Origin of the sequence: Pseudomonas putida (assembly GCF_026625125.1) — a bacterium.
Classification (GTDB): Bacteria; Pseudomonadota; Gammaproteobacteria; order Pseudomonadales; family Pseudomonadaceae; genus Aquipseudomonas; species Aquipseudomonas putida_X.
Map to the genome: position 1 here is coordinate 3,805,965 of NZ_CP113097.1, position 19,036 is coordinate 3,825,000.

Here is a 19,036-nt window from a genome sequence, read left to right on the forward strand (position 1 = left end):
GGCACACGAAAAACCGGCCGCCCCGTCATAAGGGGCGGCCGGTTTTCAATTGTTTCACATATGCTTGATCATTTCGTCCCCGAAGCCTGAGCTGCCCACCAGCTTCGCGCCCTCCATCAGCCGCTCGAAGTCGTAGGTGACCGTCTTGGCCGCTATCGCGCCGTTGGTGCCCTTGATGATCAGGTCGGCTGCCTCGGTCCAGCCCATGTGGCGCAGCATCATCTCTGCCGAGAGGATCACCGAGCCCGGGTTGACCTTGTCCTGGCCGGCATACTTGGGTGCCGTGCCGTGGGTGGCCTCGAACATGGCCACGGTGTCGGACAGGTTGGCACCTGGCGCGATACCGATACCCCCCACTTCCGCCGCCAATGCATCGGACAGGTAGTCGCCGTTGAGATTGAGCGTGGCGATCACGTCATACTCGGCCGGGCGCAGCAGTATCTGCTGGAGCATGGCGTCGGCGATGGCGTCCTTGACGATGACCTCGCGGCCGGTCTTGGGGTTCTTGAACTTCATCCACGGGCCACCATCGAGCAACTCGGCGCCAAACTCATCCTTGGCCACCTCGTAACCCCAGTCCTTGAAGGCACCTTCGGTGAACTTCATGATGTTGCCCTTGTGCACCAGGGTCAGCGACTCTCGGTCGTTGTCCACCACGTACTGTAGGGCCTTGCGCACCAGGCGCTTGGTGCCCTCGCGGGAAACCGGCTTGACCCCGATGCCGCAGTCCTGGTCGAAACGGATCTTGGTGACGCCCATTTCCTCCTTGAGAAACTTGATCACCTTGTCCGCCTCGGGCGAGCCGGCTTTCCATTCGATACCGGCGTAGATGTCCTCGGAGTTCTCACGGAAGATCACCATGTCGACATCGCCTGGCTTCTTGACCGGGCTGGGCACGCCCTCGAACCACAGCACCGGGCGCAGGCACACATAAAGATCGAGCTGCTGGCGCAGGGCCACGTTCAGCGAACGGATGCCCCCTCCGACCGGGGTGGTCAGCGGCCCTTTGATCGATACGACATAGTCGCGCACCGCATCCAGGGTCTCCTGGGGCAGCCATGTATCCTGGTCATAGACCTGGGTGGCCTTCTCCCCGGCGTACACCTCCATCCAGGCGATCTTGCGCTTGCCGCCGTAGGCCTTGTTCACAGCAGCGTCAACCACCTTGATCATCACCGGTGAGACGTCGATGCCAATGCCGTCGCCTTCGATATAGGGAATGATGGGGTTGTCGGGCACATTGAGCGAATGGTCTGCATTGACGGTGATCTTGGCGCCGTCGGTCGGAACCTTGATTTTCTGGTATCCCATGCTTGCACTACTCCGCTTTCGGGTGTGATTGGACATCATGCGATCCCACTGAGCCTAAACCACATCTGCCGACCTGCAAGCGCTGCGACATCACGCCACATTGCCGCTACGTCTTTGGTCTTATAAATGGCGCCGATGTCACTTCGCCTTGCTGAATAGCCCGATTGGTTTGATATACTGCGCCGCGACCGAAGGGTCATCGGGGCGAATCCCAGGAAAATGCGGCTCGCCCTCGGCCAGTAACTGGCCACAAAGCCTGGGCTGTTACCGCAGTTCAGCACTTGACGCTCGACTGATGCATCCACCATCACCGCTCGCAGCCTCTCGACTTTCCGCTCATGGCGTCGCCAGGGCGAAGCGCCTACCCTGCGCACCTCGAGACTCGAGTACGCTCAGCACATAGAGAGTTAACCCGCATGCCCACCCGTTCCAAGATCATCTATACCTTCACCGACGAAGCCCCCGCCCTCGCCACCTACTCGCTGCTGCCGATCGTCGAAGCGTTCACCGCTTCGGCTGACATCGCCGTCGAAACTCGCGACATTTCCCTGGCTGGCCGCATCCTCGCGGCATTCCCGGAGCAACTGGGCACCGAGAAGCAGGTAGGCGATCACCTGGCGGAACTGGGCCAACTGGCTACCACACCTGAAGCCAACATCATCAAGCTGCCGAACATCAGCGCCTCGGTGCCGCAGCTCAAGGCCGCCATCAAGGAACTGCAAGGCAAGGGCTTCAATATCCCGGACTACGCCGACGAACCGGCCACCGCGGAAGAAAAAGAATCCCGCGCGCGCTACGACCGCATCAAGGGCAGCGCCGTGAACCCGGTACTGCGCGAAGGCAACTCCGACCGCCGCGCACCGCTGTCGGTCAAGAACTACGCGCGCAAGCACCCGCACAAGATGGGTGCCTGGGCCGCCGACTCCAAGTCGCACGTTGCCCACATGACCCAGGGCGACTTCTACGGCAGCGAAAAGGCCGCACTGATCGAGGCTGACGACAGCCTGCGCATCGAGCTGGTTGCCAAAGACGGCAGCATCACCGTGCTGAAAGAAAAGACCGCCGTCAAAGCCGCCGAAGTCATCGACTGCGCGACCATGAGCCGCAAGGCCCTGAAAGCCTTCATCGCCGAGCAGATCGCCGATGCCAAGGCCTCTGGCGTGCTGCTGTCGGTGCACCTGAAAGCCACCATGATGAAGGTTTCCGACCCGATCATGTTCGGCGTCATCGTCGAAGCCTTCTACGGCGAAGTGCTGGCCAAGCACGCTGCCGCGCTGACCGAAGTGGGCTTCAATGCCAACAACGGCATCGGCGACCTGTATGCCCGCATCAAGGACCTGCCAGCCGACAAGCAGGCCGAGATCGAAGCCGACATCCAGGCCCTGTACGCCGACCGCCCGGCCCTGGCCATGGTCAACTCCGATAAAGGCATCACCAACCTGCACGTGCCGAGCGACGTCATCGTCGACGCATCGATGCCGGCCATGATCCGTGACTCGGGCAAGATGTGGAACACCGCCGGTGAGCTGCAGGACGCCAAGGCGATCATCCCGGACCGCTGCTACGCCGGCATCTACCAGGCCACCATCGAAGACTGCAAGGCCAACGGCGCGTTCGACCCAACCACCATGGGCAGCGTACCGAACGTCGGCCTGATGGCACAGAAAGCCGAAGAATACGGCTCCCACGACAAGACGTTCCAGGTCAAGGCCGACGGTGTCGTGCGCGTGGTCGATGGCAAGGGCAAGGTCGTTCTGGAGCAGAACGTCGAAGCCGGTGACATCTTCCGCATGTGCCAGACCAAAGACGCGCCGATCCAGGACTGGGTCAAGCTGGCCGTCAACCGCGCCCGCCTGAGCAACACCCCGGCCGTATTCTGGCTGGACCCGGCCCGCGCCCACGACGGTGTGATGATCGAGAAGGTGCAGAAGTACCTGAAGGATCACGACACCGCTGGCCTGGACATCCGTGTCCTGGCGCCGGTCGACGCCATCAAGTTCTCGCTTGCCCGCATTCGTGAAGGCAAGGACACCATCTCGGTGACCGGCAACGTGCTGCGCGACTACCTGACCGACCTGTTCCCGATCATGGAGCTGGGCACCAGCGCCAAGATGCTGTCGATCGTGCCGCTGATGAACGGCGGTGGCCTGTTCGAAACCGGCGCTGGCGGTTCGGCACCCAAGCACGTGCAACAGTTGGTGGAAGAAAACTTCCTGCGCTGGGACTCGCTGGGTGAATTCCTGGCCCTGGCCGCGTCCCTGGAGCACCTGGGCAACACGTACGACAATCCGCGCGCCAAGGTCCTTGCCAACACCCTGGACCAGGCCACCGGCAAGTTCCTCGACACCAACAAGTCGCCTTCGCGTAAAGTCGGTGGTATCGACAACCGCGGCAGCCACTTCTACCTGACCCTGTACTGGGCAGAAGCCCTGGCCGCCCAGACTGACGACGCCGCGCTGCAGGCGCGCTTCGCGCCGCTGGCGAAAACCCTGGCCGAGAACGAAGCGACCATCGTCGCCGAGCTCAACGCCGTTCAGGGCAAGCCGGCCGACATCGGTGGCTACTACGCTCCGGACGCAGAGCTGACCGCCAAGGTGATGCGCCCAAGCCAGACCCTGAACAGCGCGATCGCCGCCCTGTAAGGCTCGCTTGACGTAACAGCACAAACCCCGGCCACGCACCGGGGTTTGTGCTTTTTGAGCCGCAAGCTTCAAGCTGCAAGCTGCAAGACAAAGCGATGCGCGCACTGCTCTTGCTCTTGCTCTTGCTCTTGCTTGTGGCTTGTGGCTTGTGGCTTGTGGCTTGCAGCTTGCAGCTTGCAGCTTCTAACCATCGGAGAACATCGACCGTGTCCTGGCAACCGCACATCACCGTCGCCACCGTCGTCGAGCACGCAGGCAAATTCCTCTTCGTCGAGGAGTTCAAGGCCGGCCAGCACGTGTTCAACCAGCCCGCCGGCCACCTGGAGCCTGACGAAACCCTGCCCCAGGCCGCACTGCGCGAAACGCTGGAAGAAACCGCGTGGGAAGTCGAGCTCACCGGCGTGGTCGGCATCTATCTGTACACCGCACCCAGCAACGGCGTGACCTACCAGCGCATCTGCTTCGCCGCACGCCCCGTACGCCACCACGCCGACCGCGCCCTGGACAGCGACATCGTCCGTGCCGTCTGGCTCACCCGCGAGGAGCTGTTGGCCGCCCCCGACCGCTGGCGCAGCGAACTGGTGCCACGCTGCCTGGATGACTACCTCGCAGGCCCGCTGCACAGCCTCGACTTGCTGCGCGACTGACGCGCAGCCTCGGGTTTGATAGAATCGGCGCTTTTCCCCCTTGATACACATCGGTAGCCATGACCAGCCCAGCACTCAAAGACCCCGCCAAGACCCGCGTCATCGTCGGCATGTCCGGCGGCGTGGACTCTTCCGTCTCCGCCCTTCTGCTCATGGAGCAGGGCTACCAGGTGGAAGGTCTGTTCATGAAGAACTGGGAAGAGGACGACGGCACCGAATACTGCACCGCCCGGGAAGATCTGGCCGACGCCCAGGCCGTGTGCGACCGCATCGGCATCAAGCTGCATACCGCCAACTTCGCTGCTGAATACTGGGACAATGTTTTCGAGCATTTCCTCGAAGAATACAAAGCCGGCCGTACACCCAACCCGGACATCCTCTGCAACCGCGAAATCAAGTTCAAGGCGTTTCTCGACTACGCGCTTTCGCTGGGGGCAGACCTGATCGCCACCGGTCATTACGTGCGCCGCCGCGACACTGGCGCGATCACCGAACTGCTCAAGGGCCTGGACCCGAACAAGGACCAGAGCTATTTCCTGCATGCCGTGGGTGGCAAGGAAATCGCTCGCACCCTGTTCCCGGTCGGCGAACTGGAAAAGCCCGAGGTCCGCGCCATCGCCGAAAAACACGGCCTGGCCACCGCCAAGAAGAAGGATTCCACCGGTATCTGCTTCATCGGTGAACGCCGTTTCAGTGACTTCCTCAAGCAGTACCTGCCGGCCCAGCCAGGTGAGATCCAGACCACCGAAGGCGAAGTCATCGGCCGCCACCACGGCCTGATGTACCACACCATTGGCCAGCGCCAGGGCTTGGGGATTGGCGGCCTCAAAGACGCAGGCGACGAGCCGTGGTACGTGCTGCACAAAGACCTGGCCCGCAATGTACTGGTGGTCGGCCAGGGCAATGAACACCCTTGGTTGTTCTCCCGTGCGCTGCTCGCTTCGGAAATCTTCTGGGTCAACCCGATCGACCTCAGCAGCCCGCGCACGCTCACTGCCAAGGTGCGCTACCGCCAGAGCGACCAGCGCTGCACCCTGGAACTGACCGAAAGCGGCTACCGCGCCGTGTTCGACGAGCCGCAGCGCGCCGTTACCCCTGGCCAGTCGGTAGTGTTCTACGACGGTGAGGTGTGCCTGGGCGGCGGCGTTATCGAGACGGCCGAGCCGTGGAGCCCGCGCGCATGAGCAAACTGCAGGAGCAATTGATTGCCCTGGGCGGGGTGTTTCAGGCCGCCGTGCTGGTCGACCGCATCGCCCGCACCGGCCAGGCCAGCGAGGCCGATATCGGCTGCATGCTGGGCAGCCTGCTGGTGCGCGACCCCAAGGACACCCTGGAGGTGTTCGGTGGCGACGACCTCAACCTGCGTGACGGTTATCGCGCCCTGGTCGGCGCCCTGGAGCGCGACCCCAGCAGCCTGCAGCGCGAACCACTGCGTTATGCGCTGTCGATGCTCGGCCTGGAACGCCAGCTGAACAAGCGTGGCGACCTGCTCGACACCATTGGCAACCGCCTGCCGCAGATCCAGTCACAGGCCGACCATTTCGGCCTGGTTCACGAAAACGTCATCGCTTCCAGCGGCGCGTTGTATCAGGACACCCTGAGCACCCTGCGCCAGCGCATTCAGGTGCATGGCGACATGCGCTTCCTGCAGCAGGCCAGCAACGCTTCGAAAATTCGCGCCCTGCTGCTGGCCGGTATCCGCGCCGCACGCCTTTGGCGCCAGCTGGGCGGGCACCGCTGGCAGCTGGTGTTCAGCCGGCGCAAGTTGCTCAACGAGCTGTACGATATGATGCGCAGCCCCAGTTGAGGGCTGAGCTGCCTGTTTGCACAGCGACTGCCACCCGATTCAGATTGGGCTGACCTTTGGTCAGCCACCCGACCTCGGCGCATTTTTCATGTATGATATGCGCCCTCCAAAAGCCTGACTGTCCGAGAACACCCCATGCAGCTCTCTTCGCTCACTGCGGTTTCCCCTGTAGACGGCCGTTATGCCGGCAAAACCCAGGCCTTGCGCCCCATTTTCAGCGAATTCGGCCTGATCCGTTTCCGCGCCCTGGTCGAAGTGCGCTGGCTGCAGCGCCTGGCCGCCCACCCGCAGATCGGCGAAGTGCCGGCGTTCTCCGCCGAAGCCAACGCCCTGCTGGACAGCCTGGCCACCGACTTCAAGCTCGAGCACGCTGAACGCGTCAAGGAAATCGAGCGCACCACCAACCATGACGTCAAGGCGATCGAGTACCTCCTCAAGGAGCAGGCTGCGCAACTGCCTGAGTTGGCCAAAGTCAGCGAATTCATCCACTTCGCCTGCACCAGTGAGGACATCAACAACCTGTCCCACGCCCTGATGCTGCGTGCTGGCCGCGATGACGTGCTGCTGCCACTGATGCGCCAGATCGCTGATGCCATTCGCGCCCTGGCCCATGCGCACGCCGACGTGCCGATGCTGTCGCGCACCCACGGCCAGCCGGCTTCGCCGACCACGCTGGGTAAAGAGCTGGCCAACGTCGTCTACCGCCTGGAGCGCCAGATCGCTCAAGTGGCCGCCGTGCCGCTGCTGGGCAAGATCAACGGTGCTGTGGGCAACTACAACGCCCACATGTCGGCCTACTCGCAGATCGACTGGGAAGAAAACGCCCGCGCCTTCATCGAAGACGAACTGGGCCTGGTGTTCAACCCGTACACCACCCAGATCGAGCCGCACGACTACATCGCCGAGCTGTTCGACGCCATCGCCCGCTTCAACACCATCCTCATCGACTTCGACCGCGACGTGTGGGGCTACATCTCGCTGGGCTACTTCAAGCAGAAGACCGTCGCTGGCGAAATCGGCTCGTCGACCATGCCGCACAAGGTCAACCCGATCGACTTCGAAAACTCCGAAGGCAACCTGGGTATCGCCAACGCACTGTTCCAGCACTTGGCCAGCAAACTGCCGATCTCGCGCTGGCAGCGTGACCTGACCGACTCCACCGTGCTGCGCAACCTGGGTGTGGGCTTCGCTCACAGCGTCATCGCCTATGAAGCCAGCCTCAAAGGCATCGGCAAGCTGGAAGTCAACGCCGCACGTATCGCCGCCGACCTGGACGCCTGCTGGGAAGTCCTCGCCGAGCCGATCCAGACCGTGATGCGCCGCTTCAACATCGAGAACCCCTACGAGAAGCTCAAGGAGCTGACCCGTGGCAAGGGCATCACCCCAGAAGCACTGCTGACCTTCATCGACGGCCTGGACATGCCAGCCGAAGCCAAGGCCGAGCTCAAGCAGTTGACCCCTGCCAGCTACATCGGTAACGCCGTAGCGCAGGCCAAACGCATCTAAGCTAAGCGTCGAGTTCAACGCCCGGCCTGGCCGGGCGTTTTTATTCCCGGACGAAAATTACGTTTTTTCAATAGGTTGAACATGAATCCTGATACTCCACTGCAGCTGCTCGGCGGCATCTCGGCCCGTGAATTCATGCGCGACTACTGGCAGAAGAAGCCGCTGCTGGTGCGCCAGGCATTCCCGGACTTCGAAAGCCCGATCGACCCCGACGAGCTGGCCGGCCTGGCCCTGGAAGAGGAAGTCGAGTCGCGCATCGTGCTCGAGCACGGCGCCCACCCGTGGGAGCTGCGCCGCGGCCCGTTCAACGAAGACACCTTCGCCGACCTGCCTGAGAAAGACTGGACCCTGCTGGTTCAGGCCGTCGACCAGTTCGTACCTGAAGTGGCCGAACTACTGGAGCACTTCCGCTTCCTGCCAAGCTGGCGCATCGACGATGTGATGATCAGCTTCGCCACTCCCGGTGGCAGCGTAGGCCCGCACTTCGACAACTACGACGTGTTCCTGCTGCAAGGCCACGGCCAGCGCAACTGGAAGATCGGCCAGATGTGCAACAGCGACAGCCCGCTGCTGGACCATGCCGACCTGCGCATCCTCGCCGAATTCGAACAGAGCGGCGAATGGACCCTGGAGCCTGGCGACATGCTCTACCTGCCACCGCGCCTGGCTCACTACGGCGTAGCCGTGGACGACTGCCTGACCTACTCGGTCGGTTTCCGCGCGCCAAGCGCCGCCGAAGTGCTGACCCACTTCACCGACTTCCTCGGCCAGTTCCTGCCGGACGAGGAACGCTACAGCGACGCCGACGCCGAGCCTGCCAGCGACCCGCACCAGATCCAGCACGACGCCCTCGACCGTCTCAAGGGCCTGCTCGACAAGCACATGAACGACAAGGACCTGCTGCTGACCTGGTTCGGCCAGTTCATGACCGAGCCGCGCTACCCCGAACAGGTCGTCGGTGAAGAGCTGGACGAGCAGGAGCTGATCGAAGCACTCGAAGACGGTGCCATCCTGATTCGCAACCCAAGTGCGCGCATGGCCTGGTCGGAGCTTGGCGATGACCTGATGCTGTTCGCCAGCGGCCGCAGCTGCCCGCTGCCCGCCAAACTGCGCGAGCTGCTGAAGCTGGTGTGTGCCGCCGACGCGTTACACATCGACAACCTTGCACAGTGGCTGGAGGATGAAGACGGCCTTATGCTGGTACAGCAGTTGATCAAACAAGGAAGCCTGGGATTCGCCAATGAATAAGATTCGCGTGCGCCTCGCCGATTGGCAGAAAGACAATGCCGATATCCGGCGTATCCGTGAAGCGGTGTTCGTCGCCGAACAGCACATTCCGCCTGAGCTGGAGTTCGACTCGGAAGACCAGGACGCGCTGCATTTTCTGGCGCTGGAAGGCGATTACCCGATTGGCACTGCCCGCCTGCTGGCTGACGGTACGATCGGGCGCATCTCGGTGCTAAAGGACTGGCGCGGGCTGAAGGTTGGCGATGCACTGGTCAATACGGTCATCCTCGAGGCGCAGAACCGTGACCTCAAGCAACAGATGCTCAGCGCGCAAGTGCATGCCACGCCATTCTACGAGCGGCTCGGCTTTCGCGTGGTCAGCGAGGAATTCCTTGAAGCCGGCATCCCGCATGTTGACATGGTGCGCGACTCCCGCGAGATCGCCTGATGCCTAGCGGCTGACCTCACCGGCCCTCTCGCCGGCATGCCGGCTCCCCCACATACCTCATAGCTTTCAGGAGCGGTGATACACCTGTGGGGGCCGGCTTGCCGGCGCGAGGACGGTGGTCGCAGCAACATCCTCACTGATAAAAACCTGTACATCCATCCAGATAAAACTTGCCTCCGCGCCCGCGCTTGCGCATCCTAGTGCCTATCACTCTCGATAAAGCGTCCCGGCCATGCGCCTGTTCCTCTGCGAAAAACCCTCCCAGGCAAAAGACATCGCCAAGATCCTAGGTGCCAACCGCAAGGGCGACGGCTGCTGGCAAGGCACAGACGTCTGCGTCACCTGGTGCATCGGCCACCTGTTGGAAACCGCGCCGCCCGACAGCTACGACGAACGCTACAAGCGCTGGAACCTCGCCGACCTGCCAATCATTCCAGACAAATGGAAGATGCTGGTCAAGCCCAAGACCGCCAGCCAGTTCAAGGCCGTCAAGCGCTTGCTCGGCGAGGCACGCGAACTGGTAATCGCGACCGATGCCGACCGCGAAGGCGAAATGATCGCCCGCGAACTGGTCGAGCATTGTCGCTACCGTGGGCCCATACAGCGCCTGTGGCTGTCCGCCCTGGACGATGCCTCGATTCGCAAGGCCTTGGCGCGCCTGCTGCCGGGGCAGGATACCTTCAACCTCTATCACTCGGCGCTGGGCCGCTCACGCGCCGACTGGCTCATCGGCATGAACATGAGCCGACTGTTCACCCTACTGGGCCGCCAGTCGGGCTACCAGGGTGTGCTACCGGTGGGCCGGGTACAAACACCTACCCTGCGCCTGGTGGTGGACCGCGACCGCAGCATCGCCGATTTCGTACCGTTACCGTTCTGGGCCATCGACGTGCAACTCGAGCATGCCGGCATGGGCTTCAACGCCCAGTGGCGAGCGCCACAACAGATCTGCGACGACCAGGGCCGCTGCCTTGACCAGGCGCTGGCCCAACAGGCCGCCACAGACATCGGCAACGCCCGTACTGCACGGGTGATCAAGGTGGCCACAGAACGTGTACGCGAGGCAGCCCCCCTGCCCTTCGACCTCGGCAACCTGCAGGAACTGTGCTCCAAGAAATTCGGCCTTGGTGCGCAGGAAACCCTCGACATTGCCCAGGCCCTGTACGAAACCCACAAGCTGATCACCTACCCACGCAGCGATTGCGGTTACCTGCCCCTCAGCCAGCACAGCGAAGCGCCGGCAATCCTTGCTGCATTGCAGCGAGCCGATAGCAGCCTGGCGCCGCTGCAAGCGCACCTTGCGCCGCACCGCCGCTCGCGGGCCTGGAACGATGCCAAAGTCACCGCGCACCACGGCATCATCCCTACTGCGGCCGCCAGCGACCCGTCACGCTTGCCAGCCAAGCACAAGGCGGTCTACACCCTGATCCGCGCCCGCTACCTGGCCCAGTTCCTGCCTAACCACGAGTATGATCGCACCCAGGCCGAGTTCGACTGTGCAGGCCATGCCCTGCGTGCAGTCGGCAAGCAGATCGTGGAGCCGGGCTGGCGTCGCGCATTACCCGAGGCGCTGGCTCCAGCCAAAGGTCGCGAAGCGCCGCCGGCGCAAGTGCTGCCCACATTGTGCGAGGGCCAGGACTGCGCCGTACAGGGCCTGCAGTTGAAGGACTTGTGGACCCAACCGCCCAAACCCTTCACCGAAGGCGACCTGATCAAGGCCATGAAGAATGTCGCCAAGCTGGTGGACGACCCGCGGCTGAAACAGAAGCTCAAGGAAACCACCGGCATCGGCACCGAGGCGACCCGTGCCAGCATCATCCAGGGCCTGCTCGACCGCGGCTATCTGGTCAAGAACGGCAAGGCACTGGCCGCCACCCCAGCCGCCTTCAGCCTGATCGACGCCGTGCCACGCGCCATCGCCGACCCAGGTACCACGGCAATCTGGGAACAGGCGCTGGACATGGTGCAAAATGGTGAAATGAGCCTGGAGGACTTCGTTGCTCGGCAGTCGGCATGGATGGGCAAACTGGTGGAGCGCTGCAGCGGCATGCGCATGACCATCAACGGGCCAGCGGTGGGCAAGGCGGCGCCGTGGAAGAAAAAGCGCCGCAGCGGTGGCAAAGGCAAACCTGCAGCTAACGGTGCCAAGGCCACAGGCAGCAAGCCGCGACAACCCCGGCGCAAAGCCGCCAACTGAATAGTCAGCCAGTGCAGCACGGCCTCACTTCCAGACGCGATCCTCGCTCCAGCCAAGCTCGGCAAAATCATGCACTCGCAAACCGGCCTCTTCCTCACAGAAGAACTCATCGAGCTGGGGCGGGCGCACTGCTGTATCGCTGAGCATGGCATGGACCTGGCCACGGTGATGGATCTGGTGCTCGAAAAGGTGTGCAAGCAAGCGCAGGCGCTGTTCACGCTGCACACGGTCGGGCCTCACGATGCTCACGTAGCGCGATAACTGGTCGTCGCTCAGCACACTGCAGTAAGCGATCAGCCGGTGGTCAGCCTGCGCCTGTTCGGCGTGCAGGTCGGTGCACGTGGCAAAAGGCTGCTCCGCCTCGAAGAAGCGTTCACCGTCGGCCGCAGGCGCCTCACCACGCTGCTCGCACTCGAGCATGTGCAGATAGAACCAGTCCACCGTCAGCACATGGTTGAGAGTGGCCTTGATCGACGGAAAGAAGCTGCACCGGGGCGCGACGAACTCGTCCTGGGTCAGTTGCAGACAGGCCTTGTACAGGCGGTGGTTGGCCCAGCCATTGTTATAGGCCTGGGTCAGCAGATGATGCGACAGCGGCTCCATGGTTCGGCTCCTTCAGGCGAAGCGTTGCAGTTGCATCTCCCGTAGCCGGCTTAGGGTCCTTTGGTACGGGAAGGCCAGATACCCTTGAGTGTAGAGCGCTTCAAGCGGAACCTGCGCCTCAAGGTACAGCGCCACCCTGCGGTCGTAGCATTCGTCGACCAGCGCAACGAAGCGGCGCACGGCGTCATCCTTGGCCGCCAGCGCCGGCAGTTGCCGATTACCGGCCTCCACCCGTGCGGCACCGTCCTCGGTACCACGGGCGATACGCCCGGCCTGCTGCTCACCGCTCAGGGCTGGAATGCCTTCGACCAGGATCGCCGGAAACTGATCGCACAGCGCCATGAATTCCATTGCTGCCATTGGCTGCTCGCAGAGGTCGGCAAAGCGACACCAGATCGCTTGTGAGCTACGCCGGATCACCCGGATCTGCCGTGCGCCCACTGCGAACGGCAGCGCAGTGCCCGGATCGTCGGGGCTGAGCTGCTTGAACACCGCCTCAAGCGCCTTTGCCTTGCCAGCTTCAGCCACCCAGTAGCGCTGGTGTGCGGCCCCAGGGTGAAGACGATGGTCCAGTTCGCCTGCCACCGCCAGCACTTGCATGTGCCGCTCTATGGCGGTGATAGCCGGCAGAAAACGATCGCGATTGAAACCGTCTTGGTACAGCAACTGCGGCGGTTGATTGGAGGTGGCAACCACTACCACACCATGATCGAACAACACCTGGAACAGGCGACCGAGAATGATTGCATCTGCGATGTCGCTGACAAAAAGCTCATCGAAGCACAGCACGCGGATCTCCCCCGCCAGCGCTCGGGCAAGCGCCTGCAGCGGATCAGCGGTGCCTTTGAGTTGAAACAGCCGCTGGTGGACCCACGCCATGAAATGGTGGAAGTGCTGCCGCCGGGCGCCAGTACTCAGGCAGCGGTGGAACAAGTCCATGAGCCATGTTTTGCCGCGGCCGACCGGCCCCCACAGGTAAAGGCCCCGAGCGGGGCGACCGCCCTCCAGGGCTTCGAAACAGGCTTGCAAGGCATAGACGGCCTGAGCCTGCTCCGGGTCGGGGACATAGCCTTGCTCGGCAAGGGCCTGCTGATAGAGCGTTTTGGGGTCTAAGGCCATGCCGCATTATGTTGATGGTGCCGATCATCGGCAAGCCAGCGCCCGCTACTGTACTTCAGCTCAGCTGTTCGCCTGCGATAGGCCAGTACATCCCGGAAGCGCTTTCAGCCCCGGCTCAAGCCAACTTTCAGCAGCATCCCGTCCTTGTCATCGGTGAGCACGTACAGGTAACCATCCGGCCCAACCCGCACATCACGGATTCGCGTTTTCAAATCCCCTAACAGGCGCTCCTCATGCACGATCTTGTCGCCATCGAGCTGCAGGCGAATCAGCTCTTGAGTGGCCAGCGCGCCGATGAACAGATTGTGGTCCCAAGCCTTGAACGTGGGGCTGTCGTAAAAAGCCATGCCGCTGATACCTGGCGACTTTTCCCAAACATGATGCGGATCGACCATACCGTCCACATGTTCGCCCTTGGCCTCAGGGATTGGCAGCAGTGAGTAGTTGATGCCATGAGTAGCGATTGGCCAACCATAATTCTTCCCAGCCTGCGGGATGTTTATCTCATCACCGCCGCGGGGGCCATGCTCGTGCGTCCACAGCTTGCCGGTCCAGGGGTTGAGCGCTGCACCTTGCTGGTTCCGATGGCCAAACGACCATATTTCAGGGCGCACGCCGTCTTTACCGACGAAGGGATTGTCTTTGGGCACTTCACCATCGGGCAGGATGCGCACAACCTTGCCCTGCAGCTTGTCCAGGTCCTGGGAGGTGGCGCGCTGGTTGTTCTCGCCCAGCGCGACGAACAGGTAGCCATTCCGATCGAAGACCAGGCGCGAGCCAAAGTGATTGCCCACCGAAAGCTTGGGTTGCTGGCGGAAGATCACCTCGAAATTTTCCAAACGTGCGCGATCTTCGGACAGTTGGCCACGGCCAACCGCAGTGCCGGCCTTGCCATCACTGCCCTCTTCGGCATACGACAAGTAAACGGTACGATCTTGGGCGAACTCAGATGATAACACCACGTCGAGCAGGCCGCCCTGGCCCTCGGCCCAGACGTTGGGCACTCCGCTTATGGGAGGGCCGACCTTGCCTTCGGCATTGACCACACGCAGATTACCGGAGCGTTCAGTCACCAGCATATCCTTACCGCCGGGCAGGAACGCCAATGCCCAAGGGTTGCGCAAGCCGTCCGCTACGGTACTGACGGTCACCTGCCCCTCCTCGCTGGGAAAGCGCTTCTCGGCGGCGGCATGCACGAGCAGCGGCAGCAATGCAGCAGCGGTAAACGTGGTCAGCCAGGTAGCTTTGATCATGCAGAATTCCTTTGAGTGGCGGCTCAGGGCGCGCGCTGGGTGTCACGCGGTGGGCGGGTGGGTTCCAGGTTCGGCGTCTGCTGCTGGCGGCGCAAATTGTCACCATTACCGATGCCGCGGTTGTCCAGACTAGGTGTGCGCTGGATCGGCTGGGTCGAAGGGCCGCGCACCGGTGGCGTGACAGGCAGGCTGCCTTGGCGGCTGTTGGGGTTGGCTCGCTGGATCGGGCTGTTGTAGGGGTTGTTACTACTGGCAGCAAGCAGTAAAGGCTGTAGCGGCGCCGCCTGTACAGGCAGGCCCAGCAACAGGCCGACGGCCAGGGCCGGCAATGTAAGATTCATACTCCACCTCGTGTACGAAAAGGTGCGCCTCGTGCGTTTGATAGCCTAAGGCGTCATGCGTTCGCAGAAAAAGGGTGAATGCGATTCGCGATGTTTCAGTATGACCCTCAGGCAGCCCTGAGCACCTACAGAATATGCCAGGCGTAGGCTTCGGATGCTCGAAGGTAGCGATTGCGGCATCCCAGCAGCAGAACCGCTGCTTTCAACACTGGCTGACATTTGCCACACTCAAGGCCGGTTTCCATTGGCAAGGTCCATTTTCATGACTGCCGTTTTGCAACGCTACGCCCGATTGCTGCTGGTCTTGTTGCTGGCTGGTGTGCTGAACGCCTGCGCTTTGCTCCAGGCACGCGACCCGCTGAACATCAGCGTGATCGGCATCGAACCCTTGCCGGGTCAAGAACTGGAAATGCGCATGGCGGTAAAGATGCGCGTGCAAAATCCCAACGAGGCAGCCGTCGACTACAACGGCATCGCGCTGAACCTGGAGGTCAACGGCCAGGCACTTGCCTCTGGGGTCAGCGACCAGCGGGGGCATATCGGCCGTTACAGTGAAGCGGTGGTGGTGGTACCGGTGAGCATCACGGCGTTTGCATTCCTGCGCCAGGCCTATGGCCTGAGCAAGCTCGACTCGCTACAAGGGATGCCTTATGTGCTGCGCGGTAAACTGGCTGGCGGCCCACTGGGCACCGTGCGCTTTACCGATGAGGGCAAGCTGGACCTGCCCAAGGGGGGCAACGTGTACTGGTGACAGGCCGCGGATCATCAGCGGTTGGTGCTGGCAGCAGCCATCATCTTGTTTACCTCGCTGCGTACCATGCTGGCGTATTCAGGCGGCGACATGCCGTCCAGCTCGGCACGTACCCATTCAGCCCATTTGCCCTTGCGACGCGGCTTTTCCGAAATCAGCCGGGCTGCGTCAGCCTTCGCCTTGCCCAGGTTGTTCTGCCACAGTTCGAACAGCCGCGCCTTTTCTGCCTCGATCTGTGCCCGTTCCTCGAAGCTCCTGTTGGCCAGATTGAAACTCATGAATGCACCTGCCAGTTGAAATGGCCGCTATCTTACACCGTAGTGGTGCTTCATCGCTAAGCTGGCGCAACTTTCCCGGCGCACCGGCATCCATTGCTTACCCCCCTATCGACGAGGACATGTTCATGGCCCGAAAATCAGCCTTTGCAGCTAACAGCGAGCAGATCAAGGATCAGGTGTTCAGTGAGCTGCAGGCATTGATAGAAGAATCCGAGAGGCTGCTCAACGACAGCGCCTCCCTGGTAGGTGAAGAAGCCGACACGCTGCGCGCGCAGGTCAGCCTGAAACTTCGCCAGGCTCGAGAGGCAGCCGCACAGGTGCGCGCCAAAGCCCAACCGGTAGTAGACGCTACAAACGAATATATCGGCGGCCACCCATGGCAAACCGTTGCGGTCTCTGCCGGGTTTGGCCTGGTAATTGGCTTGCTACTGGGCCGCCGTCACTAACCGTTACCAGGCGCAGTGCCGGCTGTTGCACATCAGGCGGCCTGCGCCATCGGAATACCACTGTGGAAACGCAGTTCCTGATCCGCAGACAGGATCAGATCTGCTTCCGCCTCACGCACCCGCTGAACCCGCTGGGCGATATCCGCTTCATCGCCATACTGATGGGCGAGTTTCAGGTAGCCTTGGTAGTGGCGCGCTTCACTTTTAAGCAAGCCGTGATAAAAAGTGCCGAGCTCATCATCCAGGTGCGGGACCAATGCTGCAAAGCGCTCGCAACTGCGTGCTTCGATAAAGGCACCGACCACCAGGGTATCCACCAGCTTGACTGGCTCATGGGCGCGCACCAGGCGGCGCAAGCCAGAGGCATAGCGCCCCGCCGACACTGGGCGCAAAGGCACACCACGGCGCTTCATCAAACGCAACACTTGCTCATGATGTACCAGTTCCTCACGGGCCAAGCGTGACATCATGTTGATCAGGTCCAGATGGGTGTTGTACTTGGCGATCAGGCTCAACGCCGTGCTGGCAGCTTTGAACTCGCAGTTCTTGTGGTCGATCAGCAAGGTTTCCTGGTCAGCAATGGCCGCCTCGATCCAGGCGTCTGGCGTCTTGCAACCAAGGAAGGCATCTATTTCGGGGATCAGGGACATAACGTACAACCACACACAGCAGGCAGGACGGGCGATTATACCGGCGCCGATCATGAGCGCCAGTGGCTATGCTTGATGTACATCAAACGGCGACGCAAGGCCGGCCTACTATAGTCAGGCATAGGTCACCACCTTTTGAGGGGAGTTCATGCCCATGCAAGCTGTCCGTAGCATTCTAGTGGTACTCGATCCTCATCATGCCCATAGCCGTGCGTTGACCCGCGCCAAGCTGATAGCCGGCGTAACCGGCGCGCGCCTGCACTTGCTGATGTGCGACAAAAAACAGGATCACAGCGCACTGCTCAGCTTGCTTAGCAGTCAGCTACACGACGATGGCTACGCAAACGTCTCTCACGAACAGAACTGGAGGGAGAGCCTGCATGAGTCGATCATTGCCGTTCAGCAGGCTGAGGGTTGCGACCTGGTGATCAAGGAGCACCGGCCTGACAACTCCCTGCGCAAGGCATTGCTGACGCCAAGCGACTGGAAACTTCTACGCCAGTGCCCTTGCGCAGTGTTGATGGTCAAGAGCGAGCGGCCTTGGACGCAAGGCATAATTCTGGCTGCCGTGGATGTCGGCAACGATGACGAAGACCATCGGCGGCTGCATGCCAGCATCATCGAGCATGGCTATGACATCGCCAGCCTGGCCAAGGGTGAACTGCACGTGATCACTGCGCATCCCTCCCCCATGCTGGCGGCATCCGACCCGGTCTACCAGCTCAGTGAGACCATCGAAAAACGCTACCGAGAGGCGTGCAGGGCTTTCCAGGCCGAATACGATATCAGCGAGGATCGCCTGCATGTCGCAGAGGGCCCTGCGGATGTGCTGATACCGCATATTGAGCAGAAGCTCGATGCAGTGGTCACGGTCATTGGCACTGTCGCGCGCACGGGCATCTCTGGCGCCCTGATCGGCAATACCTCTGAAGTCGTGCTGGATACGCTGGTGGGCGATGTGCTGGTGCTCAAAAGCGAAGAGGCGATCGCGCACCTGGCTGAACTGGCCCGAGGCTAGAAACGTTTCCGCACACAAAGACAAAACCCCTACCTGCTCACGCAGATAGGGGTTTTGCGAAATGAATCTTGACGATGACCTACTCTCACATGGGGAAACCCCACACTACCATCGGCGATGCATCGTTTCACTACTGAGTTCGGGATGGGATCAGGTGGTTCCAATGCTCTATGGTCGTCAAGAAATTCTGTAGCCAGAATGTCCAGATGGACAGCCCAGCGAATCCGGATATGTGATATTTGTGGTTCGTTGCGAACTTTCGGTTCGTATCATCTTCACCACCACAATCTGCAGCAGCAAATTGCTTGGGTGTTATATGGTCAAGCCTCACGGGCAATTAGTATTGGTTAGCTCAACGCCTCACAGCGCTTACACACCCAACCTATCAACGTCGTAGTCTTCGACGGCCCTTTAGGGGATTCAAGATCCCAGTGAGATCTCATCTTGAGGCAAGTTTCCCGCTTAGATGCTTTCAGCGGTTATCTCTTCCGAACATAGCTACCCGGCAATGCCACTGGCGTGACAACCGGAACACCAGAGGTTCGTCCACTCCGGTCCTCTCGTACTAGGAGCAGCCCCTCTCAAATCTCAAACGTCCACGGCAGATAGGGACCGAACTGTCTCACGACGTTCTAAACCCAGCTCGCGTACCACTTTAAATGGCGAACAGCCATACCCTTGGGACCGGCTTCAGCCCCAGGATGTGATGAGCCGACATCGAGGTGCCAAACACCGCCGTCGATATGAACTCTTGGGCGGTATCAGCCTGTTATCCCCGGAGTACCTTTTATC

The 19,036-nt window shown here is 61.5% G+C and carries 18 protein-coding genes and 2 rRNA genes (1 of these 20 running past the window's edge); 11 read left to right on the forward strand and 9 right to left on the reverse strand.

The features are described 5' to 3' along the window. Nucleotides 1-54: 54 nt before the first annotated feature. Nucleotides 55-1,311 carry an NADP-dependent isocitrate dehydrogenase gene (icd, locus tag OSW16_RS17575; protein ID WP_241805427.1) on the reverse strand — a complete coding sequence of 419 codons (1,257 nt, stop codon included), beginning with the start codon at nucleotides 1,309-1,311 and terminating at the stop codon, nucleotides 55-57. 416 nt (nucleotides 1,312-1,727) lie between these two features. Between icd and OSW16_RS17580 the strand changes: the two genes are divergently transcribed. The 8 genes from OSW16_RS17580 to OSW16_RS17615 all read left to right on the forward strand — a co-directional run bounded on the left by OSW16_RS17580 (nucleotide 1,728) and on the right by OSW16_RS17615 (nucleotide 11,785). Next, nucleotides 1,728-3,953: an NADP-dependent isocitrate dehydrogenase gene (locus OSW16_RS17580; protein ID WP_241805428.1), complete on the forward strand. Its 2,226-nt coding sequence runs from the start codon at nucleotides 1,728-1,730 to the stop codon at nucleotides 3,951-3,953. A gap of 206 nt (nucleotides 3,954-4,159) precedes the next feature. Then, the gene (locus OSW16_RS17585) at nucleotides 4,160-4,600 is read left to right on the forward strand and encodes an NUDIX hydrolase (RefSeq protein WP_267817217.1); all 441 of its coding nucleotides are present in this window, start codon (nucleotides 4,160-4,162) and stop codon (nucleotides 4,598-4,600) included. A 59-nt stretch (nucleotides 4,601-4,659) separates the two neighbouring features. After that, nucleotides 4,660-5,784 carry a tRNA 2-thiouridine(34) synthase MnmA gene (gene mnmA, locus OSW16_RS17590; protein WP_267817219.1) on the forward strand — a complete coding sequence of 375 codons (1,125 nt, stop codon included), beginning with the start codon at nucleotides 4,660-4,662 and terminating at the stop codon, nucleotides 5,782-5,784. Then, complete coding sequence (gene hflD, locus OSW16_RS17595; RefSeq protein WP_241805431.1) at nucleotides 5,781-6,407, forward strand: high frequency lysogenization protein HflD; 627 nt, start codon at nucleotides 5,781-5,783, stop codon at nucleotides 6,405-6,407. The genes mnmA and hflD overlap by 4 nt, the downstream gene beginning before the upstream one ends. A gap of 135 nt (nucleotides 6,408-6,542) precedes the next feature. Beyond that, the gene (gene purB, locus OSW16_RS17600) at nucleotides 6,543-7,913 is read left to right on the forward strand and encodes an adenylosuccinate lyase (protein ID WP_267817222.1); all 1,371 of its coding nucleotides are present in this window, start codon (nucleotides 6,543-6,545) and stop codon (nucleotides 7,911-7,913) included. Between the two features lie 81 nt (nucleotides 7,914-7,994). Next, a complete protein-coding gene (locus tag OSW16_RS17605; RefSeq protein ID WP_039604938.1) occupies nucleotides 7,995-9,161 on the forward strand; it encodes a cupin domain-containing protein in 1,167 nt (388 codons plus the stop codon). After that, nucleotides 9,154-9,588: a GNAT family N-acetyltransferase gene (locus OSW16_RS17610; protein WP_267817226.1), complete on the forward strand. Its 435-nt coding sequence runs from the start codon at nucleotides 9,154-9,156 to the stop codon at nucleotides 9,586-9,588. Before OSW16_RS17605 ends, OSW16_RS17610 begins: the two co-directional genes overlap by 8 nt. A 232-nt stretch (nucleotides 9,589-9,820) precedes the next feature. Then, nucleotides 9,821-11,785: a DNA topoisomerase III gene (locus tag OSW16_RS17615; RefSeq protein ID WP_267817228.1), complete on the forward strand. Its 1,965-nt coding sequence runs from the start codon at nucleotides 9,821-9,823 to the stop codon at nucleotides 11,783-11,785. 24 nt (nucleotides 11,786-11,809) lie between these two features. On the opposite strand, the gene OSW16_RS17620 is transcribed toward OSW16_RS17615, so the two are convergent. The 4 genes from OSW16_RS17620 to OSW16_RS17635 all read right to left on the reverse strand — a co-directional run bounded on the left by OSW16_RS17620 (nucleotide 11,810) and on the right by OSW16_RS17635 (nucleotide 15,101). Next, nucleotides 11,810-12,388 (reverse strand): DinB family protein, encoded by a 579-nt coding sequence (locus OSW16_RS17620; protein WP_241805435.1) that lies wholly within the window; start codon nucleotides 12,386-12,388, stop codon nucleotides 11,810-11,812. 12 nt (nucleotides 12,389-12,400) lie between these two features. After that, nucleotides 12,401-13,507, reverse strand: a complete 1,107-nt coding sequence (zapE, locus tag OSW16_RS17625; protein ID WP_267817231.1) for a cell division protein ZapE — start codon at nucleotides 13,505-13,507, stop codon at nucleotides 12,401-12,403. Nucleotides 13,508-13,611: 104 nt separating this feature from the next. After that, nucleotides 13,612-14,760, reverse strand: a complete 1,149-nt coding sequence (locus OSW16_RS17630) for a PQQ-dependent sugar dehydrogenase (RefSeq protein ID WP_267817233.1) — start codon at nucleotides 14,758-14,760, stop codon at nucleotides 13,612-13,614. A 23-nt stretch (nucleotides 14,761-14,783) separates the two neighbouring features. Further along, entirely contained in the window at nucleotides 14,784-15,101 is a 318-nt protein-coding gene (locus OSW16_RS17635; RefSeq protein WP_267817235.1) for a hypothetical protein, read from the reverse strand. 262 nt (nucleotides 15,102-15,363) lie between these two features. Here OSW16_RS17635 and OSW16_RS17640 point away from each other — a divergent pair, with 262 nt between their 5' ends. Continuing rightward, nucleotides 15,364-15,852, forward strand: a complete 489-nt coding sequence (locus tag OSW16_RS17640) for an LEA type 2 family protein (protein WP_241805439.1) — start codon at nucleotides 15,364-15,366, stop codon at nucleotides 15,850-15,852. Between the two features lie 14 nt (nucleotides 15,853-15,866). Here OSW16_RS17640 and OSW16_RS17645 read toward each other — a convergent pair whose 3' ends face one another. Further along, nucleotides 15,867-16,130 (reverse strand): hypothetical protein, encoded by a 264-nt coding sequence (locus tag OSW16_RS17645; protein WP_241805440.1) that lies wholly within the window; start codon nucleotides 16,128-16,130, stop codon nucleotides 15,867-15,869. Between the two features lie 125 nt (nucleotides 16,131-16,255). Between OSW16_RS17645 and OSW16_RS17650 the strand changes: the two genes are divergently transcribed. Next, nucleotides 16,256-16,576, forward strand: a complete 321-nt coding sequence (locus OSW16_RS17650) for a DUF883 family protein (RefSeq protein WP_418942201.1) — start codon at nucleotides 16,256-16,258, stop codon at nucleotides 16,574-16,576. A gap of 32 nt (nucleotides 16,577-16,608) precedes the next feature. Here the strand turns inward: OSW16_RS17650 and OSW16_RS17655 are convergent, their stop codons facing one another. Continuing rightward, a complete protein-coding gene (locus OSW16_RS17655) occupies nucleotides 16,609-17,226 on the reverse strand; it encodes a tRNA-(ms[2]io[6]A)-hydroxylase (protein WP_241805442.1) in 618 nt (205 codons plus the stop codon). A gap of 154 nt (nucleotides 17,227-17,380) precedes the next feature. Between OSW16_RS17655 and OSW16_RS17660 the strand changes: the two genes are divergently transcribed. After that, a complete protein-coding gene (locus tag OSW16_RS17660; RefSeq protein ID WP_267817239.1) occupies nucleotides 17,381-18,244 on the forward strand; it encodes a universal stress protein in 864 nt (287 codons plus the stop codon). A 66-nt stretch (nucleotides 18,245-18,310) separates the two neighbouring features. On the opposite strand, the gene rrf is transcribed toward OSW16_RS17660, so the two are convergent. Then, nucleotides 18,311-18,426: ribosomal RNA gene (gene rrf, locus OSW16_RS17665) — 5S ribosomal RNA — on the reverse strand. A gap of 134 nt (nucleotides 18,427-18,560) precedes the next feature. Continuing rightward, a 23S ribosomal RNA gene (locus tag OSW16_RS17670) occupies nucleotides 18,561-19,036 on the reverse strand; it runs 2,416 nt beyond the window's last position.

What these genes read in the sequence shown, in the direction of transcription:
- icd (WP_241805427.1), bottom strand. Translation starts at nt 1,311, where the DNA reads ATGGGATACCAGAAAATCAAGGTTCCGACCGACGGCGCCAAGATCACC.
- OSW16_RS17580 (WP_241805428.1), top strand. Translation starts at nt 1,728, where the DNA reads ATGCCCACCCGTTCCAAGATCATCTATACCTTCACCGACGAAGCCCCC.
- mnmA (WP_267817219.1), top strand. Translation starts at nt 4,660, where the DNA reads ATGACCAGCCCAGCACTCAAAGACCCCGCCAAGACCCGCGTCATCGTC.
- hflD (WP_241805431.1), top strand. Translation starts at nt 5,781, where the DNA reads ATGAGCAAACTGCAGGAGCAATTGATTGCCCTGGGCGGGGTGTTTCAG.
- purB (WP_267817222.1), top strand. Translation starts at nt 6,543, where the DNA reads ATGCAGCTCTCTTCGCTCACTGCGGTTTCCCCTGTAGACGGCCGTTAT.
- OSW16_RS17605 (WP_039604938.1), top strand. Translation starts at nt 7,995, where the DNA reads ATGAATCCTGATACTCCACTGCAGCTGCTCGGCGGCATCTCGGCCCGT.
- OSW16_RS17610 (WP_267817226.1), top strand. Translation starts at nt 9,154, where the DNA reads ATGAATAAGATTCGCGTGCGCCTCGCCGATTGGCAGAAAGACAATGCC.
- OSW16_RS17615 (WP_267817228.1), top strand. Translation starts at nt 9,821, where the DNA reads ATGCGCCTGTTCCTCTGCGAAAAACCCTCCCAGGCAAAAGACATCGCC.
- OSW16_RS17620 (WP_241805435.1), bottom strand. Translation starts at nt 12,388, where the DNA reads ATGGAGCCGCTGTCGCATCATCTGCTGACCCAGGCCTATAACAATGGC.
- zapE (WP_267817231.1), bottom strand. Translation starts at nt 13,507, where the DNA reads ATGGCCTTAGACCCCAAAACGCTCTATCAGCAGGCCCTTGCCGAGCAA.
- OSW16_RS17630 (WP_267817233.1), bottom strand. Translation starts at nt 14,760, where the DNA reads ATGATCAAAGCTACCTGGCTGACCACGTTTACCGCTGCTGCATTGCTG.
- OSW16_RS17635 (WP_267817235.1), bottom strand. Translation starts at nt 15,101, where the DNA reads ATGAATCTTACATTGCCGGCCCTGGCCGTCGGCCTGTTGCTGGGCCTG.
- OSW16_RS17640 (WP_241805439.1), top strand. Translation starts at nt 15,364, where the DNA reads ATGACTGCCGTTTTGCAACGCTACGCCCGATTGCTGCTGGTCTTGTTG.
- OSW16_RS17645 (WP_241805440.1), bottom strand. Translation starts at nt 16,130, where the DNA reads ATGAGTTTCAATCTGGCCAACAGGAGCTTCGAGGAACGGGCACAGATC.
- OSW16_RS17650 (WP_418942201.1), top strand. Translation starts at nt 16,256, where the DNA reads ATGGCCCGAAAATCAGCCTTTGCAGCTAACAGCGAGCAGATCAAGGAT.
- OSW16_RS17655 (WP_241805442.1), bottom strand. Translation starts at nt 17,226, where the DNA reads ATGTCCCTGATCCCCGAAATAGATGCCTTCCTTGGTTGCAAGACGCCA.
- OSW16_RS17660 (WP_267817239.1), top strand. Translation starts at nt 17,381, where the DNA reads ATGCAAGCTGTCCGTAGCATTCTAGTGGTACTCGATCCTCATCATGCC.